Genomic DNA, 24,969 nt, shown 5'->3' with positions numbered 1-24,969 from the left:
TCAACTCGCGGCGGTCGAGGCGTTCGTCTCCCAGCCGTTGACCCAGACCTGTCGCAAGCGGTCGCCTTCGCCCTTGAACCGCAGCCCCGTCGCCTGGCAATCCTCGATCCGGTCGCTGCGGAAATTGCGGATCGCCTGGCGCAGCTCGCACCAGGCGACGATGTTGGCGGTTTCGGCGTAGTAGATGAGCGCGATCGGGCGGATGAGGCGCTCGGAGGCGCGGCCCATTTCGTCGCGATAGGAGAGGTCGAGCTTCTCCTCATCGCGGATGGCGCGACGCACCAGCGCCAGATCGATCGCACCGGTCGAAGGCGCGGCGAACCCCCACGCATGCAGCGCATTGGCATCGAATGCCTGGCGCAGGGGCGGCGGTACCGCGCCGGCGATCTTGGCGCTGACGCGCTTGGCCGCCTGTTTGAGCTCGCTGTCCCCGGTGCGCTCCAGCAGCGCCAGTGACAACACGATCGCCTCCATCTCCTCGATCGAAAACATCAGCGGCGGCAGGTCGAAGCCGGGGCGCAGGATATAGCCGATGCCACGCCCGCCCTCGATCGGCACGCGCATCGCCTGCAGCGCTGCGATGTCGCGATAGATCGAGCGCACCGTCACTTCCAGCCGCTCGGCAATCGTCGCCGCCGTCACCGGCTGCCGCGCCAGCCGCACGATCTGGATGATCTCGAACAGGCGTGACGCCTTGCGCATTTTTTCCCCCGGGTTGCGAGCCCAACTGACACAGCATTGTCAGTTGGGCTGATCTATAGGAGCGCCTATCGAATTGAAAATCAACAGGTTCCGCTGCGGTTTGGCGGAGCGAGGCGGCAGGCAACTGACATGGATTATGCGGAAAATCTCTGGCTTTTCTTTATCCTGCTGTTCGGCATCATCGCCGTTCCAGGCATGGACATGCTCTTCGTGCTCGCCAATGCACTGACCGGCGGACGCGACAGGGGTCTCGCCGCGACTGGCGGCATCATGGTCGGCGGCATGGTGCACACGCTGAACGGCGCCATCGGCGTCGGCCTGCTGATGCATTTCGTGCCGATCCTGTTCAAGCCGCTTCTGCTTGCCGGCGCCGCCTACATGGCCTTTATCGGCATCACGCTGATGCGCAGTTCCATCACTGTCGGTCAGGAGGGGCCTGCCGGCAGCCGTTCCGCATGGAAGGCCTTTCGCCAGGGTTTTGTGACCTGCCTGATCAACCCGAAGGCATACCTGTTCGTGCTTGCCGTCTACCCGCAGTTCCTGAAACCGGACTACGGTCCGATCTGGATGCAGGCGACGATCATGGGACTGCTGACCGTGGCGACGCAGGCTGCGATCTATGGCGGACTGGCGATCACGGCCGGCCGCAGCCGCAATCTTCTGATCGCCAATCCGAGGGCGACGATTTTTGCCGGCCGGGCGGCCGGACTGCTGCTCTTTGCCGTGTCGGTGTTCACGGCATGGGAGGGGTTAAGGGCGGCGTAGGGATTTCTTGCGAAGAGGACCCCCACCCCTAACCCCTCCCCACAAAGGGGGAGGGGGACTCCAGTCGGCGCTGACAACGGCAAACTGCCGACGTTTTTCAGGCGTCAAAGGTTCGAGTAGGAGTGCGCGGCAGCGTTCCCTCCCCCTTGTGGGGAGGGTTAGGGTGGGGGTCCTTCTTCGCAAGAATCCATATGCGATTGCCCTCCCTCTTGTGGGCAGGGGTTAGGGTGGGGGTCGTGCCGGGCAAAGGCCGGCATCAGTGGCTCAAGCGGCTCCCTGCCGGTTGTCGATCATGGCGCGGCGTGTCGAGCGGCGCCATTCGACAGCACCCGCAAGGCCGTGCAGCACCGTCTCGGTGGTCGCCCAGTCGATGCAGCCATCGGTGATGCTCTGGCCATAGACCAGCGGCTTGCCCGACACCACGTCCTGCCGGCCGGCGATGAGGTTGCTCTCGATCATGAGGCCGATGATGCGCTCGTCGCCTACCGCGACCTGGCCGGCGACATCGGCCGCCACCTTGGGCTGGTTTTCGGGCTTCTTGGCCGAATTGGCGTGGCTGACATCGATCATCAGCCTGGGCGCAACGCCGATATGAGCGAGTTCCACAGCGGCGGCTTCGACGCTCGCCGCATCATAGTTGGGCTGAACGCCGCCGCGCAGGATGACGTGGCAGTCCTCATTGCCCGTGGTCGTGGCGATGCCGCTGCGCCCGCCCTTGGTCACCGCCATGAAATGATGCGGCTGGGCGGCGGATTTCACCGCCTCGGCGGCTATGCGAAGATTGCCGTCGGTGCCGTTCTTGAAGCCGACCGGGCAGGAGAGGCCCGAGGCGAGTTCGCGGTGGATCTGGCTCTCGGTTGTGCGCGCGCCGATCGCGCCCCAGGCAACCAGGTCGGCAATGTATTGCGGCGTGGTCATGTCGAGGAATTCGGTCGCCGCCGGCAGGCCGAGATTGTTGACGGCCGACAGCACGTTGCGTGCCATCCGCAGCCCCTTGTCGATGTTGAAGCTGCCGTCGAGGTCGGGATCGTTGATCAGGCCTTTCCAGCCGACCGTCGTGCGCGGTTTCTCGAAATAGACCCGCATCACGATCTCCAGCCGGTCCGACAGGCTCTCGCGCAGCGCTGCCAGGCGGCTGGCATAGTCGACGGCCGCGACCGGATCGTGGATCGAACACGGGCCGACAATGACGAGCAGCCGGTCGTCGGTGCCGTTCAAGATGGCATGGGTTGCGTTGCGCGATGCGCTGACGGTGCGCGTCGCGGTCAAAGTGCGCGGGATCTCCCGCATCACCTCGTCCGGCGTACTCAGTTCTCGGATTTCCTTGACCCGAAGGTCGTCTGTGGTGGTCAACACGGCTTTCTGCTCCTGTCGAGAGCATGATGCCGAAAAGTGTGAAGCGGTTTTCGGACGACATCATGCTCCTCTTTGATTTAGAGGGAACCTGCCGGCTGAAAACAAAAAAGCCGCCAGGTATGGCGGCTGTTCGGATCTTGTTGCTGCAATCTTCAGATCGAGCGCAATCCTCCCGCCGCCAGCGAGCTCCTAAAGTACCAATACGTGGCGGTCAGGTTGATCATGAGGCTCATATAGTCGATGCGGAGGCGCTTGTCACGTGGGTGATGCGGAGACAATTCGGGATGGCCGAAGCACCCAAACTTCGTCATCCCTGGGCGGAGCAGGAGCGAAGCTCCGTCGCGGAGACCCTGGGATCCATGCCGTGACCTCAGCCGTGGAGTGCATCGGAGCAGAATTTCGCACCGCAGCAACGCTCAGAAGTCGCGGCATGGATCCTCGGGTCTGCGCCGCGTCGCTACGCTCCTTGCTCCGCCCGTGGATGACGAAATTATGGTCGTTTCCGCTAGACTCGCCGATCCTATTCCGGCGAAGCCCCCGCAATGCTCTGGTCATAGTCGACCAGCGATCCGGTCATGACGCCCGACTGCGGGCTGACCATGTAGCTGATCAACCGTGCTAGCTGGTCCGGCTTCACCAACTGGCCCATCGGCTGCGCCGCTTCGGCCTTTGCCAGCCAGTCGTCCGGCGCATCGTGCCATTTCTTCTGCACGATGTCCTCGCCCTCTGTGTCCATCCAGCCGGGCAGCACCGCGTTGCAGCGGATGCGGTTGTGGCGATAGGCATTGGCGACGTTCTTGGTCAGCGTCATCAGCGCCCCCTTGCTGGTCGAATAGGGCGTCAGGAACGACTGGCCGGTATGCGCAGACATCGACAGCACATTGACGATCGAGCCGGGTGCCTTCTTTTCCAGGAGATGCGCCACCACGCCCTGCATCAGGAAGAACGGGCCGCGCACATTGGTGTCGAAGATGGTGTCGAACAGCTCTTCGCTGGTTTCGACCAGCGAACCGCGCGCCGATGTCGCGGCGGCGTTGACCAGCGCGTTGATGGTGCCGAAATGCGAGATCGCGTTGGCAACGGCGCGCTTGCAGTCGGCCACTTTAGAGACGTCGGCGCTGATGAAGATCGCGTCGACGCCCGCTTTCTTGAAATGGGCGACGGCCTTGTCGCCCTTCTCTTGCGAGCGGCCGATGAGCGCCAGTGCCCGGCAGCCCTCGTCGGCCAGGGCTTCGGCAACGGCAAATCCGATCCCCTGGGCGCCACCGGTGACGATGGCGCGTGTCTGTGAATTGCGATCGGCTGATGCGCTCATCGCTCTGCTCCTGTGGTTTCTTTCCAAGGGTTCTTACTTGTCGAGACGGACGGTCTTGCCGGTCGTTGCTGATTTCAGCGCCGCGTCGGCCAGCTTCAGCGCCACCAGCCCATCCGCACCGCTCGGCGACGCTTTCTTGCCCGAGGTCGCGGCTGTGATGAACGCGGCGATCTCAATGGCATAGGCGTCGAGGTAGCGGGTCATGAAGAAGTCGTGCAGCGGCGGGCGGGTGTAGCCCTTCTCGTTGGCCAGTTCGATCGACACCGGCCGCTGGTTCTCGGCCGCGATCATGCCTTTCGAGCCATGCACCTCGATGCGCTGGTCGTAGCCATAGGTGGCGCGGCGCGAGTTGGAGATGACGGCCTGCTTGCCGGAAGCGGTTTCGAGGATGACGCTGACGCTGTCGAAGTCGCCGGCGGCACCGATCTTCTTGTCGACCAGCACCGAGGCATGCGCGCTGACCGCCACCGGCTCTTCGCCGAGCAGGAAGCGCGCCATGTCGAAATCATGGATGGTCATGTCGCGAAAAATGCCGCCCGAGCGTTTGATGTAGTCGATCGGCGGCGCGCCGGGATCGCGCGAGGTGATGGTGACCATCTCGACGGTGCCGATGGCGCCGTCGTCGATAGCCTTGCGCACGGCGGCGAAATGCGGGTCGAAGCGCCTGTTGAAGCCGACCATCAGCGTCGCCTTGGTCTTCTCGACCACGGCCAGGCACTTCTCGACGCGCTTGACGTTGAGATCGATCGGCTTCTCGCAGAAGATCGCCTTGCCAGCCTTGGCGAAGCGCTCGATCAGATCGGCATGGGTGTCGGTCGGCGTGCAGATGACGACGGCGTCGATATCCCCGGATTTCTCGATGGCGTCGATGGTCCGCACCTCGGCGCCATAGGCGCTCGCCAGTTCAGTTGCCGCCTTCTCGAACGCATCGGCGACAGCAACCAGTTTGGCCTGCGGATTGGAGCCGACGGCGCGGGCATGGACCTTGCCGATGCGGCCGGCACCGAGGAGGGCGAAGCGAACAGTCATGATATTTCCTCTGGGGGGATGGGTTAGAGAGAGTTGTGTCCACACCTTCCCTGAGGAAGGGGCAAGATTGCTTCAAGCACGCATATCGTCCTCAAAACAGGATGACCATCCTGTTTAGGCCGCGAGTTCCGCCTCCCCGGTCTTGGCGCCGGTGATGTAGGAGACGATGTCGTTTCCGTCGGTGTTCTCCTTGCGCAGATTGGCGACGATGCGGCCGCGCCGGAACACGACGATGCGGTCGCAGAGATCGAACACCTGGCGCATATTGTGGCTGATCAGGATCAGCGGCTCGCCATTGTCCTTGAGCGTGCGGACGATGTTTTCGACCTGCGCGGTCTCCTGTACGCCAAGGGCGGCGGTAGGCTCGTCCATGATGATCAGCTTGGAGGCGAACGTCGCCGTCCGGGCGATCGCCACGCACTGGCGCTGGCCGCCCGACATGTGGCGGATGGTGTTGGACAGATTGGGGATCTTCACCGCCGTGCGGACGAGCGCCGCCTCGGTCGCCTTGCGCATGTATTTGCGGTCGAGGATCGAGAACGGGCCGAGGTTGAACAGCACCTTCTCGCGGCCGAGGAACAGGTTCGACGGCACGTCGAGATCGTCGGCCAGCGCCAGGTTCTGGAACACGGTCTCGATGCCCGCCGTGCGAGCCTCGATCGGCCCGGCAAAATTCACTTCCTTGCCGTCGAACCAGATCTGGCCGCTGGTGCGCTGCTCGACGCCGGTGATCTGGCGCACGAAGGTCGACTTGCCGGCGCCGTTGTCGCCCATGATGGCGACATGCTCGCCCTTGCGCAGCTCGAAATTCGCGCCTTCCAGCGCGTGCACGCCGCCATAGCGCTTGGTCAGGTTTTCGGTCTTCAGGACGATGTCTGACATGGTCATGCCCTCATTGCCCGCAGGCGTTGGCGCCACTGGTCGAGAACCACCGCACCGACGATGATCACGCCCTTGACCATCTCCTGGTAGTAGGCGTCGAGGCGCAGGAAGGTGAAGCCGGAGATGATGACGCCGAAGATCAGCGAGCCGATCACCGTGCCGATGATCGAGCCGCGGCCGCCCGACAGGGAGACGCCGCCGATGACCGCCATGGCGATGGCGTCGAGCTCGTACATCACGCCCATGCCGGACTGCGCGGTCAGGTTCTTGGAGCTCAGCACCACGGCGGCGAGCGCGGCGAGAATGCCGGCGATGACGTAGACCAGGATCTTGTGGTTGGCGATCTTGATGCCGGACATGCGCGCGGCATCTTCGTTGGAGCCGATCGCATAACAGTGCTTGCCGTACCTGGTGTAGGTCATGATCAGCTGGAACAGGATGGCCAGCGACAGGAAGATGACGACGGGCATCAGGCCTTTGCCGATGCCGGCGAAACTCTCGGTGGGAAACGAGATCGGCTGGCCCTTGGACCACCATTTGGCGATGCCGCGCGCGGTCACCATCATGCCGAGCGTGGCGATGAACGGCGGAATGCGCGTGTAGGCGATCAGCGCGCCATTGACCAGGCCGGCAAACAGGCCGCAGGCGATCGCCACCAGCAGCGGCACGATGACAGGCAGGTCCGTCCAGCCTTGCGCCAAAAACATCGCCTTGGGATTGGGGTTGCCGTTGACCGTCGCCACCTGGGCGAAGCTCATGGCGATCATGGCGGTCGCGCCGACGATCGAGCCCGAGGACAGGTCGATGCCGCCGGTGATGATCACTTGCGTCACGCCGATGGCGATGATGCCGACGATCGACACCTGCAGGATGATGATCTGCAGGCGCGCTTCGTTGAAGATGCCGCCGACGTCGCTGCGGGTGTTGAACAGGAAGCTGTCGCCGAGAAAGACGCGGCCGATCAGTTCGAAGATGACGACGAGAATGACCAGCGCCAGGAAAACATTGAACTCGGCCGGCCATGTGCGCTTCCTCGCATCATAACCGACGCCGCCGACGCCATGAGATGTCTGTGCCACGTATCCTGTCCTCCATCAGCCGCGGTCGCCCTCGCGCCGTGCCGGCGCCGAGGGAGAGAGGGGAGCGGCGCTGTCTTGGTCGAGCGCCGCTCCGTATCGAACCGTTGGCGGCTCAGTTCTTCTTCAGGAACTTGTCGATGTTGGCCGGCGTCACCAGCTGGAAGGGCACGTAGACCTTGTGCTCGATCTTCTCGCCCTTGGAGAGCTTGAGCGCCGCATCGAGAGCGCCGGCGCCCTGGCCGGCCGCGTCCTGGAACACGGTTACGTCGAGGTCGCCCGCCTGCATTGCCGCCAGCGCGTCCTGGGTGGCATCGACGCCGCCGACGACAACCGCCTTCATGTCGATGCTGCCGGCCTTCATCGCCTGGATGGCGCCGATGGCGCTTTCGTCATTGTTGGCGATGACGCCGTCGAACGGCTTGCCGGTCGACAGCCAGTTGGTCATCAGGTTCTGCGCCTCGTCGCGGTTCCAGTTCGACGTCTGCTTGTCGATGATCTTGATGAAGCTGCAATCCGGCGTCGCGATCACATCGTCGATGTCCTTGGTGCGCTGCACGGCGGCCTGGTTGGAAAGCTCGCCCATGATCACATAGACATTGGCTTCCTTCTTGCCGGCTTCCTTGAACAGGCGGCAGACTTCCTTGGTCTCGAGCGTGCCGGAATCGGCTTCGTTCGAGGCGACGAAGGCCTGGTTGTCGGGCAGCGTATCGACATTGACCGGCTCGCGGTTGACATAGACCAGCGGGATCTTGGCTGCCGCGGCTGCGTCCGACATCGCCTGGGTGGCCGAAGTGTCGACCGGGTTGACGATGATGGCATCGACGCCGGAGGCGGCGAAGTTCTTGATCTGGTCGAGCTGCTTGGCAACGTCGTTCTGCGCGTCCTCGACCTGCAGCTCCACGCCGCTCATGCCCTTGGCCTGCTCGATCATGCCGTTGCGCAGCACGGTCAGGAAGTTGTCGTCGAACTTGGCCATCGACACGCCAACCTTGGCGGCCAGGGCGGATGAGCTCATCAGCGCCGCGAAGGCGACGCCCAAAATCAATTTCTTCATTGTGTTTCTCCTCCACATATTGGTGTCCGGTTTCACCGATTTATCCGGAATCCCCGATCTCCCCGGGGAATCTCTCCCTGATATCTTTTCTATTCCGGATGACGCTTGCCTCCTGGCTGGAACGTCAAACCCTCTGTTTGAAACAGATGTTCCGGAACGAAAGAACCAAAATACACAGATGATGAAATATTTATTCCATTTCACATCGGGGCGTCAAGGGCGATTCCGCGGCCTGCCGGCCGATTTACGCATCGCTCTGATGGATTCTATCATTTGCCTCGGCGGCCTTGCGCGGCGGCGGGCTAGATGTTTTCCGGCAGGTAGATGTCAAAGGGCAGGAAGGTCTGGCCCGGAGCGTTGGCGGCGCCGGTTTCGATGGCATGCGCCATCAGGTCGACAAGCTCACGGCACAAAGCGGCGAGCGGGGTCGAGATCACCATGGTGAGGATGTTGTCGGCGAGTGCCGCGCGCGACTCGGCGTTGATCTCGTTGCAGACGACCACCGGCATGGTCGCGGGCTTCGCTGCCCGCAGCGCCGAGACTGCGCCTTCCATGCCGCCGCCCGCGACGTAGCAGCCGGCAAGATCCGGATAACGTGCCAGAAGATCGATCATCGCGTCATGGGTCACCTGGTTGGCTTCCAGATTGACCAGCGTCTCAAGCACGCTGAACTCCGGCGCGTGCTCGCGGAAGAAGGAGCGAAAGCCGATCTCACGCAGCTCATGGCCGTGGAAGCGGTGGCTGCCGACGAAGAGGGCGACCTTGCCGGGCCGCTTGGCTGCTTTGGAGATCATCCATGCGGCGGTGCGCCCGACCTTGCGGTTGTCGAGGCCGATATAGCCCTCCCGGATGCCGGCGGCAAAGTCGGACAGCACCGAAAAAACCGGCTGCCCTCTCGCCTTCAAGGTTTCCACGACCGCTGTCAGGGTCGGATGGTCCGGACCGACAACGGCGATGGCCCTCGATTTCGCCGCCAGCCTGCGCATCTGGGAGGCGATCTCGTCGGGAGCCAGGGAACTGGCGAAATCGATGGTCGCAACGCCGCGGAAGCGCTGCGATTGCGAGATGGCCAGTTCAAGTTCCCGCGCGAAGTCGCCGTAAAAGGCATCATTGCCCCGCAGCAGCAGGAAGCCCAGCCGGTACTCCGGCAATTCCTGGCGCATGCGCTGCTTGATAAGGCCGGCGGCGTGGTAGCCGATATCGGTAGCGGTCTCGTAGACGCGGCGCGCTGTCTCTTCGCGCACCGGCAGCCGGTTGTTCAGCACGCGGTCGACGGTGGCGACACTGACGCCCGAGATGCGCGCCAGATCTGATATTGTCGGCCGCTTCACCATGCTCGCCTCGTCGGGTTTGCTTGAGCCTTCGTATATCATCCTGATGGGAAATGATAGAAACTATCTTTGTGATGTTGAGTCCATCATCGGTCGGCGTTACTTTGATGCTCGAAACCAAGGGATTTCACGGCATCGCTCTGGCGGATGCCTTTGCCGAGGGAGGCAATCATGTCCACTGCGCCGTCCCGGCGTGACTACAGCCTGATCGGCCGCGACGCCAGGCTCGCCGTCGAGACCGGCCTGTCGGCGGCCGAGTGGTATCACACCGACGTACCGCGCAAGCAGATGAAGGAGCTGATGCAGCGCTCCGACGGGCCGGCGATCCGCGATACCGCAATCTGGTTCGCCGCCCTGATCGTCAGCAGCGCCGGCGGCGCCTGGTTCTGGGGCAGTTGGTGGTGCGTGCCGTTCTTCTTCGTCTATGGCGTCCTCTACGGCTCCTCGACGGATTCGCGCTGGCACGAATGCGGTCATGGCACCGCCTTCCGGACGCAGTGGATGAACGATGCGGTCTATCAGATCGCCTGCTTCATGATCATGCGCAATCCGGTGACCTGGCGCTGGAGCCACACGCGCCACCACACCGACACCGTCATCGTCGGCCGCGACCCGGAAATCTCGGTCATGCGGCCGCCTGATCTGGTTCGCGCCATGCTGGGCTTCGTTGGCGTGCTCGACGCCTGGCGTGCGATGTCAGACATGCTGCGCAACGCCGCCGGCAACATCAGCGCCGCCGAAAAGACCTTCATTCCCGAACAGGAACAGCCCAAGGCGATCCGCGTCGCCCGCATCTGGACGGCGGTCTATGCCGCCATCGTCGGGCTGGCGCTCTACACCGGTTCGTTCCTGCCGCTGATGCTGGTCGGCCTGCCCAGGCTCTACGGCGCCTGGCACCATGTCATGGTCGGGCTGCTGCAGCATGGCGGCCTGGCCGATAACGTCACCGACCACAGGCTGAACAGCCGCACCGTCTACATGAACCCGATCAGCCGCTTCATCTACTGGAACATGAACTACCATGTCGAGCATCACATGTTCCCGATGGTGCCGTACCATGCGCTGCCGAGGCTGCACGAACTGATCAAGCACGATCTGCCGGAACCGACACCGTCGATCTTGGCCGGCTATCGCGAGATGATACCGGTCTTCCTGCGCCAGCTGCGCAATGAGGACTATTTCCTCAAGCGCAAGCTGCCGCCGACCGCACGGCCATATCGCGAAGAATTCCACAACGACACTGTCGCCGCCGCGGCGGAATGATCGTGCTTCCATCCGATCTGGAATATTTATTTAACGCAATTCCGGACGGAAAGCCGCTGCGCACTTTTCCTGGATTTGCTTTGGGAGGACTTGAATGAGCGACTGGGTCGAGGCCTGCGCCACCGGCGACATAGACGAGGAGGATGTGATGCGCTTCGATCATGGCGGCCGCTCCTTCGCCATCTATCGCAGCCCCGACGACGAGTTCTTCGCCACCGACGGCCTCTGCACGCATGAAAAGGTGCACCTGGCCGATGGGTTGGTGATGGACGACATCATCGAATGCCCCAAGCACAATGGCCGCTTCAACTACAAGACGGGTGACGCCCGCGGCGCCCCGGTCTGCGTCAATCTCAAGACCTATCCGGTCAAGGTCGATGCCGGCAAAGTCCTGATCCAGATCGGATGACTGACATGGCGGGGGGGATGCTCATCATCGGCGCCGGCGAATGCGGCGGGCGGGCGGCATTGGCGCTGCGCGACCTCGATTATCGGGGGCCGGTGACGCTGGTCGGCGACGAGCCGCATCTGCCCTACGAGCGCCCGCCTCTGTCCAAGGAGGCGATGGCCAGCGATGCGCCCGAGATCAAGGCGATCGCCAGCGACGCAATTCTGGCCGAGAAATCGATCCGGCATATACATTCCGTCCAGGCCGTGGCGATCGATCGCGCGGCGCATGCGGTGCGCCTGTCGGACGGATCGGTCCTGCCCTACGACAAGCTCCTGCTGGCAACCGGTTCGACGCCGCGCAAGCTGCCGATGCCGGGGTTGGGTCCGCGCTGCGTCTATCTCCGCACCTTTGCCGATGCGCTCGCCATTCGTGCGCATCTCACCGCCGGCAACCGCATCGCCATCATCGGCGGCGGTTTCATCGGTCTCGAACTCGCGGCCGCGGCCCGCAAGCTCGGCACTGATGTCACCGTCATCGAGGCGCAGCCGCGCATCCTGATGCGCGGCGTGCCGGCGGAGATCGCAGAAATCATCCATGATGCGCACGTCGCCGAGGGTGTGGATATCCTGTGCGGGGATGGCATCGCGTCCATCGCCGACGACGGCAACAAGGTGCGCATAGCGCTTGCCGGCGGCCGGGAAATCGTCGCCGACCTCGCGATCATCGGCATCGGCGCCGTGCCGGTGACCGGGCTTGCGGCCGAAGCTGGGCTGGCGATCGACAACGGCATTGCCGTCGATGCCGAGCTGCGCAGCAACGATCCCGACATCTTTGCCGCCGGCGATTGCTGCTCGTTTCCGCTCGCCGTCTATGGCGGCCGCCGCGTACGGCTGGAAGCCTGGCGCAACGCCCAGGAGCAGGGCGCGCTGGCGGCCAGGAACATGCTCGGCGCCGGCGAGGCACATACGGCGGTGCCGTGGTTCTGGTCGGATCAATACGGCCTGAGCCTGCAGATCGCCGGGCTGTCCGACGAAGGCCGCAGCACCGTGCGCCGCGACCTCGGCGATGGCGCCTTCATCCTCTTCCATCTGGCTGAAGACGGCAGGCTGGTGGCGGCCAGCGGCGTCGGCCCCGGCAACGCGGTCGCCCGCGACATCAGGCTGGCTGAAATGCTGATCGGCAAGCGCGCGAAGCCGGCGCCGGAAGCACTGGGATCGCAGGACGTCAAGCTGAAGTCGCTGCTGGCGGCTTGAGCCTGCTCTGCCCCTTGTGGGAAGGGTAATCGCATATGGAATTCCTGAGATGTCTGCCCGGCACCGACCCCCACCCCTAACCCCTCCCCACAAGGGGGAGGGAGACTTCCGTCGGCGCCGACCTAGGCTAGTCGCCTGACTTTTCGGCGCCAAAGAAGAATAAAAGGCACGCGACAGCGTTCCCTCCCCCTTGTGGGGAGGGTTAGGGTGGGGGTCCTTCTTCGCAAGAATCCATATGCGATACCCTCCCCACAAGCGGGAGGTAGAGGCCTGAGCTCAAACCCGCTAAAACAGCGCCTTCAGCTCCGCCAATTTGTCATTCACCAGCCAGCCATAGTAATTCTCTTCCGGCAGCTTTTCCGGCTCGCCGGCGGCGCGGCGCCTGTCGTTCTCCGCCTTCAGCGCGTCAGCCCGCTGCTCCGGATTGCCGACATTGTAGAGCGTGGCGGTGACCCCCGGATTGCCCGAAATGTCGAAGCCGGCAATGCTCTTGTAGGCATCGATCGATTTCCGGATCGTCGCGGCGACGTATGGCAGCGTCAGGTCGGGATCCATGATGGTCTTGTAGACAGAGTTTGGGTCGCCGACGTCGAGCTTCGGCAGGCCGGAGACCTTGTGCACGAGATCGCTCATCTGCAAGGCGGTCAGCGGATTGAGCTGGCCAAGGCCGAAGGTCTGGCCGGCATAATAGGGCTGGAAGAAGGTGGCGCCGAAACGGTCGTCGGGAAAGTTCGTCCCGCCGACCGACTTGCCGCGAAACGAACGGTTCCACACCTGTTCGCGGCATTCCCACAGATCGTAGCTGTCGGACATTGCGGCGCATTTCTTGAATTCCGGCCGCTGCACGAAATCGGTGATGTCCTCGCCGTCATAGGCGAAGGACAGCTTGCTGGAGAGATAGGAGATCGCCTTGACGTAGTAGGTCTGCAGCCGGTCATAGGCATCGACATTGTAAGTGTGCTCGCCGACGATGGCGCCGACGATGTGCAAGGGATCGATGCCGTAGGTGGCGGCTGCCTTCTTGATCTTGCCGCGCAATTCGGCGTCGTTCTGCAGCAGGGCGTAGACCTTGCGGTACTTCGCCTGGAAGCTGGTGTTGGTCGCTTGCGTGCGCCGGCTGGAGGCGCCCGGAATATCGGGCTGCACGGCATTGCGATTTCCCGGCGGCACCAATGTCGCTGCCTCGGCGGCGAACAGCGTCGCCGCCAGCGTCAAGCCGAGAATAACCAGAATCAGTTTTTTCATGCACCCGCCGCCCAAGCAATTCCAGGAAAAGTGTGAAACGGTTTTCCGGAATTGCGTCAAACCAAGAGATCGAGAATTGCCGCGCAAACTAGGTAAAGCTCTTGGTCGAGTCGAGAGCGCCCCTTCACCCGGCACTACGAAAGCTGCCAGATGATACCATCTGGCCACACATGATTTTGCTGGCCGGAAAATGTTGCCTGGACCGGCGCCGGAACGTTCCGGCGCCGTCGTTCAAAGGATGAACCGCGACAGGTCGGTATTCCTGGACAGGTCGCCGACATGCTTTTCCACATAGGCGGCGTCGATGGTGACGCTGGTTCCGTTGCGGTCGGGCGCGTCGTAGGAGATTTCGTCCAGCACCCGTTCCATCACTGTCTGCAGTCGTCTTGCGCCGATGTTCTCGACGCTGGCGTTGAGGTCGACGGCAATGCCGGCCAGCGAATCGATCGCGTCGTCGGTGAAGGTCAGGTCGACGCCCTCGGTCTTCATCAGAGCGATATACTGCTTGATCAGGCTGGCCTCTGTCTCGGTCAGGATACGGACGAAATCGTCCTTCTCCAGCGCCCGCAGCTCGACCCGGATCGGCAGGCGGCCCTGCAATTCCGGCAACAGGTCTGACGGCTTGGACACGTGGAACGCACCCGAGGCGATGAACAGGATGTGGTCGGTCTTCAGAGGTCCGTATTTGGTCGCCACCGTGGTGCCTTCGATCAGCGGCAGCAGGTCGCGCTGCACGCCTTCGCGGGAAACGCCGGCGCCCATGCCGCCTTCACGCGACGCGATCTTGTCGATCTCGTCGAGGAAGACGATGCCGTCATTCTCCGTCGCATCGAGCGCCCGGCGCACCACCTCGTCCTGGTCGAGCAGCTTGTCGGACTCGTCGTTGACCAGCAGGTCGTAGGATTCCTTCACCGTCGTCTTGCGCATCTTGGTCTTCTTGCCGCCCATCGCCTTCGACAGCATGTCGTTGATGTTCAGCACGCCGATATTGGCGCCCGGCATACCGGGGATTTCGAAGCCGGGCATGCCGCCAGCGCCGGTGTCGGCGACCTCGACCTCGATCTCCTTGTCGTCGAGTTCGCCGTCGCGCAGCTTCTTGCGGAAACTATCGCGGGTGGCCGGGCTCGCCGTCTTGCCGACCAGCGCTTCCAGCACGCGTTCCTCGGCGTTGACGTGGGCGCGCGCCTTGACGTCCTCGCGCATCTTCTCGCGCACCAGGCCGATGGCGATCTCGACCAGGTCTCGGATGATCTGCTCGACGTCGCGGCCGACATAGCCGACCTCGGTGAACTTGGTCGCCTCGACCTTGACGAAAGGCGCACCGGCGAGCCGCGCCAGGCGGCGCGAAATCTCGGTCTTGCCGACGCCGGTCGGCCCGATCATCAGGATGTTCTTCGGCATCACCTCTTCGCGCATCTGGCCCTCCAGCTGCTGGCGGCGCCAGCGGTTGCGCAAGGCGATGGCCACGGCGCGCTTGGCGTCTTTCTGGCCAATGATGAAACGGTCGAGTTCCGAAACGATTTCGCGGGGAGAAAATGTGCTCATATCACTAAATTCCACTTTGCCACTGCTTGATGGCCTCGAACGGATGCAGCAGCATGATCACGTTGAGTGTCAGATTGTCCCGGATGAGATAGCCGGTACCGAGTTCGAAGATGATGGCAAGGCTGACGATCACCCATATAGGTAGCCTTCGCGCCATCACAAATCCCAGCACCATGGCCAGTGTGTCGGACACCGAATTGATGATGCTGTCGCCGTAATAGTCGAGCGAGATGGTGTCGGCGCGGTAGCGCTCGATGATGAACGGGCTGTTTTCGAGCAGCTCCCAGCCGCCTTCGATGAAGACGGCGAACGCCAGCCTCAGTCCGATCGGCGAACGCGGGAACAGGAATTTGGCCAGCGCATAGAACAGGAAGCCGTGGATGATGTGCGAGAACGTATACCAGTCCGAAATGTGCTGGGAATTCTCCGAACTGTTCACCACGCCGTGCCAGAGTTTCACATAGCCGCAGGTGCAGATCGGCGCTCGCCCCATGCCGTAGAGCGCCCCAGCCTGGAAGATGACCAGGGCAAGCACCAGCAGAAGCCCCATCCGCCAGCTGTCTTCATAGGCCGAATAGCTGCTCTCCGTGGCCGGTGTCGTCATCGGTTCATTCCCCCTCGTTTCGCGTCGCCGTGTCGATCATCACAAAGCCTTGTCACGCCTTCAGCGGCGGTAGCCGGCGGATCACGGCAGCCGGCAAGGTGGGTTTGACCACAATCCGCCGGATACGCTGCCAGCCAGCCCCGAACAGAATAATCAGCGCGCCAACAACGACCAGGATCAAGGCAAAAGGCGGGATACCCGTCGAATCGGAGGCGGAATTCACCAGATAGTAGATGCCCAGCGAGCCGAAGTAAGCCAATGTCGGAACCAGAAGCGAACGGCGGTCGATGGCAAGCGCGACATAGAGGAAGCCAAGGATCAGAATCGTCAGCATGATGGTTGCATTGGCATCCGGCGCGATATGTCCGAATACGACGTTCTGGCCGGTTGCCATGATAAACAGCGGATGCACCAGCATGGGCGCCGAGACGACATGCAGCCAGAAAGCGCAATCAGACCAGATCTTGCGTCGATCCCTGTCGTAAATGTCAAAAGCTACACCCGTTGCGAACACGATCAGGCCGCAGATCAGCGGCATGTAAAGTGCCGCGCGGAGCAATTCGGGAACATCCTCAATACGCGGCGGCGCAATCGCACCCGCTGTCACGCTGTCATACAGGATTATCGCCGTTTGCAGGAAGGCAAGCAGTGTAAAGGCGATGGCGATAGCCCCGGCAATGATGGGGACGCGAAAACGCCAGAAATAGATCGCCGCCGCGATTATTCCTCCGCCCAGGAACAGATATCCGGCCTGGGACGCCTTCTGGCGCAACGCCAATAGCTGCCAGATAGTCTCCGGCTTGCGTATGCCGAAGCTGGACTCCACTTGTAGCGCCAGAGCGGCCAGAATGGCGGCCATGAAAATCAGGGCAAGCACGGACGACGATAATTTCATCCGGTGCTGACGCGTGACAATTTCGGCAAGCCCCCAGGCGAAAACCGCGAGGATGCCGGCGATCCAGAATGTCTGGCCTGGAAGCAAGGTGGTGAGGACAAAGAAGAAGCCGGCGCTGAGCAGAACGGTTCCAACGGTGACGAACAGATCGTTGCCGCCGCCGACCAGCCGCAGGTTTTCCTCGTCACCCTCGTCATCGGCGCGCCTGACCTCGGGGGCGAGAGCGACCGCGCGTTCCATGGCCTCCAACTGATCGCGCAGGGTCTGCGAGATCAAACCTTTCGCGACTGCCTTGTCGAGTGTTTCGGCGCTGATCAATTGGGCTCCTGCGTCGCGTCGCGCGCCATCATCAAGGCAGGCCCGTACTCCGATGTTCTGGTGTCAAAGGCAACAAAGCCAGCCTTTTCATAGGCGCGGATGGCCCTGACATTGGCGGGATCAGGATCGATGATGACGCGCGGCACGCCTTCGTCGAAAAGCTGTTCGACGAACTGGCGCACGATTGCCGAGCCATGGCCGAGCCCGACCAGCTCCGGCCGGCCGATCGACAGGTCGATGCCGAGCGTGCCGAACGGCTGGTCGGCATAGGGATGGCCGTCCTCCAGATGCGGATCATAGGTCTGCAGATAACCGATCGGCTTGCCGTCGAGTTCGATAATCAGCGGCTCGACGGAAATCGAGTCGATGTGCTCGCGGATCTGCGCGATCTCGATCTCGGGATCGTCCCACCACTCGGCGACATGCGGTTCGGCGAGCCAGCCGGCGATCATCGGCAGGTCTTTCTCGGTCACCGGCCGAAAATCATAGCTATCTTCTTGTTGGACCATGATCTCTGGACGAACGGAACCGTTCGTCCGAGAAAACCGGTTTCCACGTTTCGGGATCATGGTCGGCCCGCTCAGCCGACATCGAGCGTTTCGACGACGAAGCTGTTGTTGGTGTAGACGCAGATGTCGGATGCGATCTGCATCGCCTTGCGGGCGATCTCCTCGGCATCCTTGTCGCTGTCCATCAGCGCGCGTGCCGCCGCCAGCGCGTAATTGCCGCCCGAACCGATGGCCATGACGCCGAATTCGGGTTCGAGCACGTCGCCGGTGCCGGTCAGCGCCAGCGAGACCGACTTGTCGGCCACCAGCATCATCGCCTCGAGCCGGCGCAGATAGCGGTCGGTGCGCCAGTCCTTGGCGAGTTCGACGCAGGCGCGCGTCAGCTGGTCTGGATATTGTTCGAGCTTGGCCTCGAGCCGTTCCAGCAGCGTGAAGGCGTCGGCGGTGGCACCGGCGAACCCGGCGATCACATTGCCGCCCTTGCCGATGCGGCGCACCTTCTTGGCGTTGCCCTTCATGATGGTCTGGCCAAGGCTGACCTGGCCGTCGCCGGCGATCACCACCTTGTTGCCCTTGCGCACCGTCACGATGGTCGTGGCGTGCATGGTCAGTTCATTGGACATTTCCTGGCTCCGAGCAGCGCCATCCCGATAAGGCGATCGGCGCGGTACGAGTAACTTTGATCGGCCATATGTATGCATGGGGCCGGTGATTGCAAATCGCTCTCTGGCAAGGCCGATACCGCTGTCAGAGGCAACTGGCAATCGCCGGATCATGCTGCTAGAAGGCTTTCGTTTTCAAGCCTGCGAGCGCTTGAAGCCTCTGAGCCGGTCACGATGTGAACCTCTGGGACAAGGATAGAGTGATGCCGCCCCGTTCCGCCGAAGCAAGCCGCAAGACCAAGGAAACCGACATCTCCGTGGCGGTCCATGTCGACGGCTCCGGCAAGTCGGATATCGCCACGGGCGTCGGCTTCTTCGACCATATGCTGGACCAGCTGTCGCGCCACTCCCTGATCGACATGACGGTCAGGGCGAAGGGCGATCTGCACATCGACGACCACCACACGGTCGAGGACACCGGCATCGCGCTCGGCCAGGCGCTGGCCAAGGCACTGGGCGAGCGGCGCGGCATCATGCGTTATGCCTCGATCGACCTTGCCATGGACGAGACGCTGACGCGCGCCGCGATCGACGTGTCCGGCCGTCCCTTCCTGGTCTGGAACGTTTCCTTCTCATCGCCGAAGATCGGCACCTTCGACACCGAGCTGGTGCCCGAATTCTTCCAGGCGCTGGCGCAGAATGCCGGCATCACGCTGCATGTCACCAATCACTACGGCGCCAACAACCATCACATCGCCGAGACCTGCTTCAAGGCGGTGGCGCGCGCGCTGCGCGCGGCTCTCGAACGCGATCCGCGCCAGCCGGATGCGGTTCCCTCCACCAAGGGATCGTTGAAGGGATAAGGCAATGGCCACCTATGTCGTGATGGAACCGCCAGGCCGCAGCGAAAAGGCCGATGCCACGGCCTTTGTCCGCGATGGCTTCACCTGGCTGGGCCTTCTGGTGCCGCCGCTATGGTTCGCCTGGCATCGGCTGTGGATCGAGGCGGCGCTTGCCTTCGTCGTCATGGGCCTGCTTTCGATGCTGGGCCAGAAGCTCGGCCTTGGTCTGGCCGGGTCGTTGCTGTCGTTGCTGGTTTCGCTCTATGTCGGACTGGAAGGGCAAGGCCTGCGCATCGCGGCACTTCGCCGGCGCGGTTGGCACGAATGGGGCGCGGTCGAAGCCGGTTGGCTCGACGATGCTGACACGCGCTATGCGCTCGAGGCGGAAGCGCTTCCCGATCAGGCCGCACCGGCACCGCGCATGGTCCCGGACGCTGCCCTGGCGCGGCCGTCGCAGCCGGGCATGGCGCTGGGGCTGACCCACATCCCGGGAAGAAGCTGATGCGGGTTGCGATCATCGATTACGGTTCGGGCAATCTGCGCTCGGCCACCAAGGCTTTCGAGCGCGCGGCGCGGGAAGCCGGCATATCGGCTGCTATCGACCTGACATCGGATGCCGAACGGGTGCGCACGGCCGACCGCATCGTCCTGCCCGGCGTCGGCGCCTATGCCGACTGCGCGGCCGGCTTGCATGCCCTCGAAGGCATGTGGGAAGCGGTCGAGGAGGTGGCTATCGACAAGGGCCGGCCGTTCCTCGGCATCTGCGTCGGCATGCAGCTGATGTCCGAGCGCGGCCTGGAAAAGACAATCACCAACGGCTTCGGCTGGGTATCAGGTGACGTCAAGGAGATCACGCCGGCCGATCCGACGCTGAAGATCCCGCAGATCGGCTGGAACACGATCGAGCTCAAGCGCCAGCATCCGCTGTTTGCCGGCATACCGACTGGCGCAAGCGGGCTGCATGCCTATTTCGTGCATTCCTACCATCTCGATGCGGGCAAGGCGGAAGAGGTTCTGGCGGTCGCCGACTATGGCGGCCCGGTGACGGCGGCCGTCGCCCGCGACAATCTCGTCGGCACGCAGTTTCACCCGGAAAAGAGCCAGGCGCTGGGCTTGGCGCTGATCACCAATTTCCTGCGCTGGAGCCCTGAAAACCGATGAGCAAGAAGGGCTACTGGATGGCGATGGTCGAGGTGACCGATCCGGAAAATTATCCGCTATACATTGCCGCCAACAAAGCGGCTTTCGACAAATATGGCGCAAAATTCCTGACCCGCGGCGGTCGGTCGTCGAGCCCGGAAGGGCCATCGGGCAATCGCCATGTCATCATCGAGTTCGAGAGCTACGCGGTCGCACTCGCCTGCTTCCATTCGCCCGAATACCAGGCGGCGCTGAAATTCCGACGCCTCTATTCGACGTCGCATTTCGCCATTGTGGAAGGCGCCTGAACGGATGATCCTTTTCCCGGCGATAGATCTCAAGGACGGCCAGTGCGTGCGCCTCAGGCATGGCGACATGGCGACCGCGACCATCTACAACGATGATCCTGCCGCCCAGGCGCGAGCCTTCGAGCAACAGGGCTTCGAATGGCTGCATGTCGTCGACCTCAACGGCGCCTTCCAGGGCCAGAGCGTCAACAGTGCGGCGGTCGGCGCCATCCTCAAGGCAACGAAGAACCCGGTGCAGCTCGGCGGCGGCATCCGCACGCTGGCGCAGATCGAGGATTGGCTCGATCGCGGGCTGGCCCGCGTCATCCTCGGCACGGTGGCGGTGCGCGATCCCGACCTGGTCAAGCAGGCCTGCAAGGCGTTTCCGGGCAAGGTCGCCGTCGGCATCGACGCCAAGGGCGGCAAGGTCGCCGTCGAGGGCTGGGCCGAGGCGTCGAGCCTTGGCGTCATCGAACTGGCGAGGAAATTCGAGGGCGCCGGCGTCGCCGCCATCATCTACACCGACATCGACCGCGACGGCGTTTTGACCGGCATCAATTGGGACGCCACCATCGACCTCGCCGATGCCGTGTCGATCCCGGTGATCGCTTCCGGCGGCCTCGCCTCGATCGCCGACATCGTGCGCATGACCATGCCCGATGCGCAAAAGCTCGAAGGCGCGATCTCCGGGCGCGCGCTCTATGACGGCCGCATCGATCCGGCCGAGGCCCTGGCGATCCTCCAGGGCAGGGCGGAGCCGCGGACGTGAAAATTTCCATCATCCTGGCCTCCTATGACAGCGGCCATTACCATGGCGGCATGGGCCAAGGTCCGGACGCGCTGGTCTCGGGCGGGCTCGTCGAAGCCTTGACGATGGCCGGTCACGACGTCGCGGTCGGGGACATCGGCAAGGTCGGAGACGATCAGGAGCGCGAGATCGCCACCGGCTTTGCCGTCTGCAACGCGGTTGCGAGCGAGGTTCGCCTTGCCCGTGACGCCGGTCGGTTTCCCATCGTCCTTGCGGGAAACTGCCTGACCAGCGCCGGCGCGGTCGCCGGTGAGGACGCCGATGCGATCATCTGGGCCGACCAGCATGGCGACCTGAACACGCCCGAGACATCCACATATGGCTTTCTCGACGGCATGGCGCTGGCGACGGTGCTTGGCCTGTGCTGGCGGCCGATGGCGTCGGCCATTCCCGGCTTCAGGCCGATCGATCCGTCGCGTTGCGTGCTCGTCAACGCGCGCGATCTCGATCCGGCGGAAAGACAGCTTCTCGAGACCTTGCCGATCGTGCGGACGGAATGCTCCGGGGTGGCCCAGGCGGCCGAAAGACTGAAGATCGCCGGCGCCAGACGCGTGCACATGCATCTCGATATGGACGTGCATGATCCCCGGGAGCTGCAGGCCAACCGCTATATCACTTCGGGCGGCCCGAGCCCGGAACAGCTGCGCGACGCCACTTGCGCCATGGCGCTGGCGGTGCCGGTCGTCGGCATCACCGTCTCCGCCTACGACCCGGCCTTCGACGCCCAGGCCGATGTTCCGCCGCTGGTTGGCCAGTTGCTGAACGATCTCATCGCCACGATAGAGGGCCGCTGATGCTGAAAGCCCGTGTCATCCCCTGTCTCGACGTCAAGAACGGCCGTGTCGTCAAGGGCGTCAACTTCGTCGATCTCGTCGACGCCGGCGATCCGGTCGAGGCGGCCAAGGCCTATGACGCGGCCGGCGCCGACGAACTCTGCTTCCTCGACATCACCGCTTCGTCGGACAATCGCGAAACCATCTTCGACGTCATCGCACGCACCGCCGAACAATGTTTCATGCCGCTGACCGTCGGGGGCGGCGTGCGCCAGGTCGCCGATATCAGGAAGCTGCTCTTGGCCGGCGCCGACAAGGTGTCGATCAACACGGCCGCGGTGAAGAACCCGGATTTTGTTGCCGAGGCCGCCGACAAGTTCGGCAACCAGTGCATCGTCGTCGCCATCGACGCCAAGAAGGTGTCGAGCACCAGTGAGACCGACCGCTGGGAGATCTTCACCCATGGCGGCCGCGAAAAGACCGGCATCGATGCGGTCGAGTTCGCCCGGAAAATGGTCGATCGCGGCGCCGGCGAGATCCTGCTGACCTCGATGGATCGGGACGGCACCAAGGCCGGCTACGACATCGCGCTGACCCGCGCGATATCAGACGCCGTGCGCGCGCCGGTGATCGCTTCCGGCGGTGTCGGCACGCTCGACCACATGGTCGAAGGCATTCGCGACGGCCATGCCGGCGCGGTTCTGGCGGCGTCCATCTTCCATTTCGGCACCTACACGATAGCGCAGGCCAAGGCACATATGGCCGCCGCGGGGCTGCCGATGCGGCTGGACTCTGTGAATAATCGGCCCTAAAGCATGATCCCGAAAAGTGGGAACCGTTTTTCGGAAAAAGATCATGCTTAAACAAGCAGATAGATGACGGCCATGACCGAGTTTTCACTGTCAGATCTGGAAAAAATCGTCGGGGAACGCGCCCATTCCGGCGACCCGGACTCGTGGACGGCAAAACTGTTCGCGCGCGGCATCGACAAGGCGGCGCAGAAGCTCGGCGAGGAGGCGGTCGAGACGGTGATTGCCGCCGTCAAGGGCGACAAACAGGCCATCGTTTCGGAAAGTGCCGATCTTATATATCATTGGCTTGTCGTTCTCGGCCTCTCCGGGGTTCCGCTGAGCGACGTGCTCAGGGAACTCGAAGGCCGCACCGGGCGTTCGGGGATCGCCGAGAAGGCGTCACGGCCCAAGGGCTGACCGCGAGGAGGGCAGGTATCTCGATGGATCAGCTCGCGCCGACCGAGAAGTATTCCCCCTTTCGCTTCTTCTCCGCCGAGCAATGGTCGCAATTCCGCGCCGATACCCCACTGACGCTGAGCGCGGACGAATTCCGCCGCCTGCGCTCGCTCAACGATCCGGTCGATCTCGAGGAGGTCACGCGCATCTATCTGTCGCTGTCGCGGCTGTTGTCGGCGCATGTCGAAGCGAGCCAGCTGCTGTTCCGGCAACGCCAGGCCTTCTTCAACGCGGTCGACGTGGTCAAGACACCCTTCATCATCGGCATCGCCGGTTCTGTCGCCGTCGGCAAATCGACCACCGCACGCGTGCTGAAGGAACTGCTGGCGCGCTGGCCGTCGAGCCCCAAGGTCGATCTCATCACCACCGACGGTTTCCTGCTGCCCAACGAGGTCCTGCGCCGCGAGAACCTGATGGAGCGCAAGGGTTTCCCCGACAGCTACGATGTGGGCGCGCTGCTGCGCTTCCTGTCGGGCATCAAGTCGGCGCTGCCCGATGTCCGCGCGCCTGTCTATTCGCACCTGACCTATGACGTCATTCCCGGCGAGTTCGTCACCATCGACAGGCCGGACATATTGATCTTCGAAGGCATCAATGTCCTGCAGCCCGGCAAGCTGCCGCAGGACGGCAAGATCGTGCCTTTCCTGTCGGACTTCTTCGACTTCGCCATCTACATCGATGCCGACGAGAAGCTGATCCACAACTGGTACATTTCCCGCTTCATGCGGCTGCGTGAGACCGCCTTCCGCAATCCGGACTCCTTCTTTCACCGCTATTCGCAGCTGTCGGAGGGGTCGGCGCGCGCCATCGCCGAAGGCCTGTGGACCAACATCAATTTGAAGAATCTGCGCGAGAACATCCTGCCGACGCGGGCCCGCGCCGACTTGATCCTGCGCAAGGGCGCCGACCACCTGATCGAGGAAGTGGCGCTCAGGAAGCTGTGACGGCCGGCTTCGTCACCCGTCGCAATGTCAGATTGATCCGCCCGCCGTTTTTCAGCAGCGCCGAGGTCGAGGGATAGATCCGATCGACGCCGTGAAAGCACAGCCGCCCCTCGCCGCCGAGCACCACGACGTCACCGCTTTGCAGCCTGAACGACTTGGTGGCGCCATCACGCGTAGTCTGGCCGACTCGGAACAGGCAGTCGTCGCCGAGCGAGACGGAGACGACCGGCGCCGAAAAATCGGCCTCGTCGCGGTCCTGATGCAGCCCCATTTTTGCATCCGGCGTGTAGAAATTGATCAGGCATGCTTCCGGCGGGTGCGGATAGCCCGAGACCTCGCGCCACAGCTCGAGCAGCGCATCCGGAATTGGCGGCCAAGGCGCCCCGGTTACCGGATGCGCCGGCTGGTAACGATAGCCGTGCTCCTTGTCGGTGACCCAGCCGAGCGGCCCGCAATTGGTCATGCGCACGCTCATCTCCTTGCCGGTGCGCGGCATGGCCGGCACGAACAGCGGCGCCTGCTGCACGATCCGTCTCACCTCATCGACCAGCGCTTCCTGCACGGTGCGTGACAGATAGGCCGGCATGTGGCGGACACCTTTGGGCAGAACGAGCACGGATTCGGTCACCTCCCGGATGGTTCGGAACCGTAAAATGTCACGATCAAAAGAAAACGGCGACCCGAAAGCCTAATGCAGTTCACTTAGGCACCTTCAGTGTTCTGACAGGATATTTGGCTGGTAGCTTTTTGACGACACGGGGGCATGATCGCCCCCGTGTTTTTGGGAGGA

At 63.0% G+C, this 24,969-nt stretch carries 28 protein-coding genes; 13 read left to right on the top strand and 15 right to left on the bottom strand.

Annotated elements, in window-relative coordinates:
* Entirely contained in the window at nt 1–702 is a 702-nt protein-coding gene (locus tag NKI66_RS29875; RefSeq protein ID WP_023810661.1) for a helix-turn-helix transcriptional regulator, read from the bottom strand.
* Nucleotides 703–831: 129 nt separating this feature from the next.
* Here NKI66_RS29875 and NKI66_RS29870 point away from each other — a divergent pair, with 129 nt between their 5' ends.
* Nucleotides 832–1,467, top strand: a complete 636-nt coding sequence (locus NKI66_RS29870) for a LysE family translocator (protein WP_023810660.1) — start codon at nt 832–834, stop codon at nt 1,465–1,467.
* A gap of 264 nt (nt 1,468–1,731) precedes the next feature.
* Here NKI66_RS29870 and NKI66_RS29865 read toward each other — a convergent pair whose 3' ends face one another.
* The 7 genes from NKI66_RS29865 to NKI66_RS29835 all read right to left on the bottom strand — a co-directional run bounded on the left by NKI66_RS29865 (nt 1,732) and on the right by NKI66_RS29835 (nt 9,516).
* Complete coding sequence (locus NKI66_RS29865; protein WP_023810659.1) at nt 1,732–2,823, bottom strand: 3-deoxy-7-phosphoheptulonate synthase; 1,092 nt, start codon at nt 2,821–2,823, stop codon at nt 1,732–1,734.
* Between the two features lie 520 nt (nt 2,824–3,343).
* On the bottom strand, nt 3,344–4,138 hold the full coding sequence (locus NKI66_RS29860; protein WP_023810657.1) for an SDR family oxidoreductase: 795 nt from the start codon (nt 4,136–4,138) through the stop codon (nt 3,344–3,346).
* A gap of 33 nt (nt 4,139–4,171) precedes the next feature.
* Entirely contained in the window at nt 4,172–5,167 is a 996-nt protein-coding gene (iolG, locus tag NKI66_RS29855; protein ID WP_352753794.1) for an inositol 2-dehydrogenase, read from the bottom strand.
* Between the two features lie 114 nt (nt 5,168–5,281).
* Nucleotides 5,282–6,049, bottom strand: a complete 768-nt coding sequence (locus NKI66_RS29850) for an ATP-binding cassette domain-containing protein (protein WP_023810655.1) — start codon at nt 6,047–6,049, stop codon at nt 5,282–5,284.
* 2 nt (nt 6,050–6,051) lie between these two features.
* On the bottom strand, nt 6,052–7,128 hold the full coding sequence (locus NKI66_RS29845) for an ABC transporter permease (RefSeq protein WP_023810654.1): 1,077 nt from the start codon (nt 7,126–7,128) through the stop codon (nt 6,052–6,054).
* A gap of 112 nt (nt 7,129–7,240) precedes the next feature.
* Complete coding sequence (locus NKI66_RS29840) at nt 7,241–8,182, bottom strand: sugar ABC transporter substrate-binding protein (protein WP_023810653.1); 942 nt, start codon at nt 8,180–8,182, stop codon at nt 7,241–7,243.
* Nucleotides 8,183–8,484: 302 nt separating this feature from the next.
* Complete coding sequence (locus NKI66_RS29835; protein ID WP_023810652.1) at nt 8,485–9,516, bottom strand: LacI family DNA-binding transcriptional regulator; 1,032 nt, start codon at nt 9,514–9,516, stop codon at nt 8,485–8,487.
* Between the two features lie 168 nt (nt 9,517–9,684).
* Here NKI66_RS29835 and NKI66_RS29830 point away from each other — a divergent pair, with 168 nt between their 5' ends.
* The 3 genes from NKI66_RS29830 to NKI66_RS29820 all read left to right on the top strand — a co-directional run bounded on the left by NKI66_RS29830 (nt 9,685) and on the right by NKI66_RS29820 (nt 12,420).
* On the top strand, nt 9,685–10,776 hold the full coding sequence (locus NKI66_RS29830) for a fatty acid desaturase family protein (protein WP_352720768.1): 1,092 nt from the start codon (nt 9,685–9,687) through the stop codon (nt 10,774–10,776).
* Nucleotides 10,777–10,870: 94 nt separating this feature from the next.
* A complete protein-coding gene (locus NKI66_RS29825) occupies nt 10,871–11,185 on the top strand; it encodes a Rieske (2Fe-2S) protein (RefSeq protein WP_352672863.1) in 315 nt (104 codons plus the stop codon).
* Complete coding sequence (locus NKI66_RS29820) at nt 11,182–12,420, top strand: NAD(P)/FAD-dependent oxidoreductase (protein WP_031213034.1); 1,239 nt, start codon at nt 11,182–11,184, stop codon at nt 12,418–12,420. Before NKI66_RS29825 ends, NKI66_RS29820 begins: the two co-directional genes overlap by 4 nt.
* Before the next feature lie 285 nt (nt 12,421–12,705).
* On the opposite strand, the gene NKI66_RS29815 is transcribed toward NKI66_RS29820, so the two are convergent.
* The 6 genes from NKI66_RS29815 to hslV all read right to left on the bottom strand — a co-directional run bounded on the left by NKI66_RS29815 (nt 12,706) and on the right by hslV (nt 18,159).
* Nucleotides 12,706–13,665, bottom strand: a complete 960-nt coding sequence (locus NKI66_RS29815) for a DUF1402 family protein (RefSeq protein WP_352753793.1) — start codon at nt 13,663–13,665, stop codon at nt 12,706–12,708.
* 231 nt (nt 13,666–13,896) lie between these two features.
* Entirely contained in the window at nt 13,897–15,210 is a 1,314-nt protein-coding gene (gene hslU, locus NKI66_RS29810; RefSeq protein WP_023810648.1) for an ATP-dependent protease ATPase subunit HslU, read from the bottom strand.
* A 4-nt stretch (nt 15,211–15,214) separates the two neighbouring features.
* The gene (locus NKI66_RS29805; protein WP_352753792.1) at nt 15,215–15,814 is read right to left on the bottom strand and encodes a DUF2585 domain-containing protein; all 600 of its coding nucleotides are present in this window, start codon (nt 15,812–15,814) and stop codon (nt 15,215–15,217) included.
* Nucleotides 15,815–15,866: 52 nt separating this feature from the next.
* Nucleotides 15,867–17,027: a hypothetical protein gene (locus tag NKI66_RS29800; protein WP_023810646.1), complete on the bottom strand. Its 1,161-nt coding sequence runs from the start codon at nt 17,025–17,027 to the stop codon at nt 15,867–15,869.
* Nucleotides 17,024–17,536 (bottom strand): GNAT family N-acetyltransferase, encoded by a 513-nt coding sequence (locus NKI66_RS29795; RefSeq protein WP_023810645.1) that lies wholly within the window; start codon nt 17,534–17,536, stop codon nt 17,024–17,026. The genes NKI66_RS29800 and NKI66_RS29795 overlap by 4 nt, the downstream gene beginning before the upstream one ends.
* 71 nt (nt 17,537–17,607) lie before the next feature.
* A complete protein-coding gene (gene hslV / locus NKI66_RS29790; RefSeq protein ID WP_023810644.1) occupies nt 17,608–18,159 on the bottom strand; it encodes an ATP-dependent protease subunit HslV in 552 nt (183 codons plus the stop codon).
* A 242-nt stretch (nt 18,160–18,401) separates the two neighbouring features.
* Here hslV and hisB point away from each other — a divergent pair, with 242 nt between their 5' ends.
* From hisB to coaA, 9 genes are all read left to right on the top strand, one after another.
* Nucleotides 18,402–19,001 carry an imidazoleglycerol-phosphate dehydratase HisB gene (gene hisB, locus NKI66_RS29785; protein WP_352611028.1) on the top strand — a complete coding sequence of 200 codons (600 nt, stop codon included), beginning with the start codon at nt 18,402–18,404 and terminating at the stop codon, nt 18,999–19,001.
* Between the two features lie 4 nt (nt 19,002–19,005).
* Nucleotides 19,006–19,482, top strand: a complete 477-nt coding sequence (locus NKI66_RS29780) for a DUF2628 domain-containing protein (RefSeq protein ID WP_352611029.1) — start codon at nt 19,006–19,008, stop codon at nt 19,480–19,482.
* Nucleotides 19,482–20,141 carry an imidazole glycerol phosphate synthase subunit HisH gene (gene hisH, locus NKI66_RS29775; protein ID WP_023810642.1) on the top strand — a complete coding sequence of 220 codons (660 nt, stop codon included), beginning with the start codon at nt 19,482–19,484 and terminating at the stop codon, nt 20,139–20,141. Before NKI66_RS29780 ends, hisH begins: the two co-directional genes overlap by 1 nt.
* Nucleotides 20,138–20,428, top strand: a complete 291-nt coding sequence (locus NKI66_RS29770; RefSeq protein ID WP_023810641.1) for a DUF1330 domain-containing protein — start codon at nt 20,138–20,140, stop codon at nt 20,426–20,428. The genes hisH and NKI66_RS29770 overlap by 4 nt, the downstream gene beginning before the upstream one ends.
* A gap of 4 nt (nt 20,429–20,432) precedes the next feature.
* Entirely contained in the window at nt 20,433–21,176 is a 744-nt protein-coding gene (gene hisA, locus NKI66_RS29765) for a 1-(5-phosphoribosyl)-5-[(5-phosphoribosylamino)methylideneamino]imidazole-4-carboxamide isomerase (RefSeq protein ID WP_023810640.1), read from the top strand.
* A complete protein-coding gene (locus NKI66_RS29760; RefSeq protein WP_023810639.1) occupies nt 21,173–22,009 on the top strand; it encodes an arginase family protein in 837 nt (278 codons plus the stop codon). The genes hisA and NKI66_RS29760 overlap by 4 nt, the downstream gene beginning before the upstream one ends.
* Nucleotides 22,006–22,800 (top strand): imidazole glycerol phosphate synthase subunit HisF, encoded by a 795-nt coding sequence (hisF, locus tag NKI66_RS29755; RefSeq protein WP_023810638.1) that lies wholly within the window; start codon nt 22,006–22,008, stop codon nt 22,798–22,800. The genes NKI66_RS29760 and hisF overlap by 4 nt, the downstream gene beginning before the upstream one ends.
* Before the next feature lie 72 nt (nt 22,801–22,872).
* Nucleotides 22,873–23,196, top strand: coding sequence for a phosphoribosyl-ATP diphosphatase (locus NKI66_RS29750; RefSeq protein ID WP_023810637.1), 324 nt, complete (start codon nt 22,873–22,875; stop codon nt 23,194–23,196).
* 23 nt (nt 23,197–23,219) lie between these two features.
* Nucleotides 23,220–24,179: a type I pantothenate kinase gene (gene coaA, locus NKI66_RS29745; protein ID WP_013528342.1), complete on the top strand. Its 960-nt coding sequence runs from the start codon at nt 23,220–23,222 to the stop codon at nt 24,177–24,179.
* On the opposite strand, the gene NKI66_RS29740 is transcribed toward coaA, so the two are convergent.
* Nucleotides 24,166–24,795: an alpha-ketoglutarate-dependent dioxygenase AlkB family protein gene (locus NKI66_RS29740; RefSeq protein WP_023810636.1), complete on the bottom strand. Its 630-nt coding sequence runs from the start codon at nt 24,793–24,795 to the stop codon at nt 24,166–24,168. The two genes, coaA and NKI66_RS29740, sit on opposite strands and share 14 nt — an antisense overlap.
* Nucleotides 24,796–24,969: the final 174 nt, after the last annotated feature.

This window comes from Mesorhizobium sp. M0518 (assembly GCF_040321125.1).
Taxonomy (GTDB): domain Bacteria; phylum Pseudomonadota; class Alphaproteobacteria; order Rhizobiales; family Rhizobiaceae; genus Mesorhizobium.
The sequence above is the reverse complement of the archived record's forward strand: the minus strand, read 5'-3'. Positions and strand labels throughout refer to the sequence as shown.

What these genes read in the sequence shown, in the direction of transcription:
- NKI66_RS29875 (WP_023810661.1), bottom strand. Translation starts at nt 702, where the DNA reads ATGCGCAAGGCGTCACGCCTGTTCGAGATCATCCAGATCGTGCGGCTG.
- NKI66_RS29870 (WP_023810660.1), top strand. Translation starts at nt 832, where the DNA reads ATGGATTATGCGGAAAATCTCTGGCTTTTCTTTATCCTGCTGTTCGGC.
- NKI66_RS29860 (WP_023810657.1), bottom strand. Translation starts at nt 4,138, where the DNA reads ATGAGCGCATCAGCCGATCGCAATTCACAGACACGCGCCATCGTCACC.
- iolG (WP_352753794.1), bottom strand. Translation starts at nt 5,167, where the DNA reads ATGACTGTTCGCTTCGCCCTCCTCGGTGCCGGCCGCATCGGCAAGGTC.
- NKI66_RS29850 (WP_023810655.1), bottom strand. Translation starts at nt 6,049, where the DNA reads ATGTCAGACATCGTCCTGAAGACCGAAAACCTGACCAAGCGCTATGGC.
- NKI66_RS29840 (WP_023810653.1), bottom strand. Translation starts at nt 8,182, where the DNA reads ATGAAGAAATTGATTTTGGGCGTCGCCTTCGCGGCGCTGATGAGCTCA.
- NKI66_RS29835 (WP_023810652.1), bottom strand. Translation starts at nt 9,516, where the DNA reads ATGGTGAAGCGGCCGACAATATCAGATCTGGCGCGCATCTCGGGCGTC.
- NKI66_RS29830 (WP_352720768.1), top strand. Translation starts at nt 9,685, where the DNA reads ATGTCCACTGCGCCGTCCCGGCGTGACTACAGCCTGATCGGCCGCGAC.
- NKI66_RS29825 (WP_352672863.1), top strand. Translation starts at nt 10,871, where the DNA reads ATGAGCGACTGGGTCGAGGCCTGCGCCACCGGCGACATAGACGAGGAG.
- NKI66_RS29820 (WP_031213034.1), top strand. Translation starts at nt 11,182, where the DNA reads ATGACTGACATGGCGGGGGGGATGCTCATCATCGGCGCCGGCGAATGC.
- NKI66_RS29815 (WP_352753793.1), bottom strand. Translation starts at nt 13,665, where the DNA reads ATGAAAAAACTGATTCTGGTTATTCTCGGCTTGACGCTGGCGGCGACG.
- hslU (WP_023810648.1), bottom strand. Translation starts at nt 15,210, where the DNA reads ATGAGCACATTTTCTCCCCGCGAAATCGTTTCGGAACTCGACCGTTTC.
- NKI66_RS29805 (WP_352753792.1), bottom strand. Translation starts at nt 15,814, where the DNA reads ATGACGACACCGGCCACGGAGAGCAGCTATTCGGCCTATGAAGACAGC.
- NKI66_RS29795 (WP_023810645.1), bottom strand. Translation starts at nt 17,536, where the DNA reads ATGGTCCAACAAGAAGATAGCTATGATTTTCGGCCGGTGACCGAGAAA.
- hslV (WP_023810644.1), bottom strand. Translation starts at nt 18,159, where the DNA reads ATGTCCAATGAACTGACCATGCACGCCACGACCATCGTGACGGTGCGC.
- hisB (WP_352611028.1), top strand. Translation starts at nt 18,402, where the DNA reads ATGCCGCCCCGTTCCGCCGAAGCAAGCCGCAAGACCAAGGAAACCGAC.
- NKI66_RS29780 (WP_352611029.1), top strand. Translation starts at nt 19,006, where the DNA reads ATGGCCACCTATGTCGTGATGGAACCGCCAGGCCGCAGCGAAAAGGCC.
- hisH (WP_023810642.1), top strand. Translation starts at nt 19,482, where the DNA reads ATGCGGGTTGCGATCATCGATTACGGTTCGGGCAATCTGCGCTCGGCC.
- NKI66_RS29770 (WP_023810641.1), top strand. Translation starts at nt 20,138, where the DNA reads ATGAGCAAGAAGGGCTACTGGATGGCGATGGTCGAGGTGACCGATCCG.
- hisA (WP_023810640.1), top strand. Translation starts at nt 20,433, where the DNA reads ATGATCCTTTTCCCGGCGATAGATCTCAAGGACGGCCAGTGCGTGCGC.
- NKI66_RS29750 (WP_023810637.1), top strand. Translation starts at nt 22,873, where the DNA reads ATGACCGAGTTTTCACTGTCAGATCTGGAAAAAATCGTCGGGGAACGC.
- coaA (WP_013528342.1), top strand. Translation starts at nt 23,220, where the DNA reads ATGGATCAGCTCGCGCCGACCGAGAAGTATTCCCCCTTTCGCTTCTTC.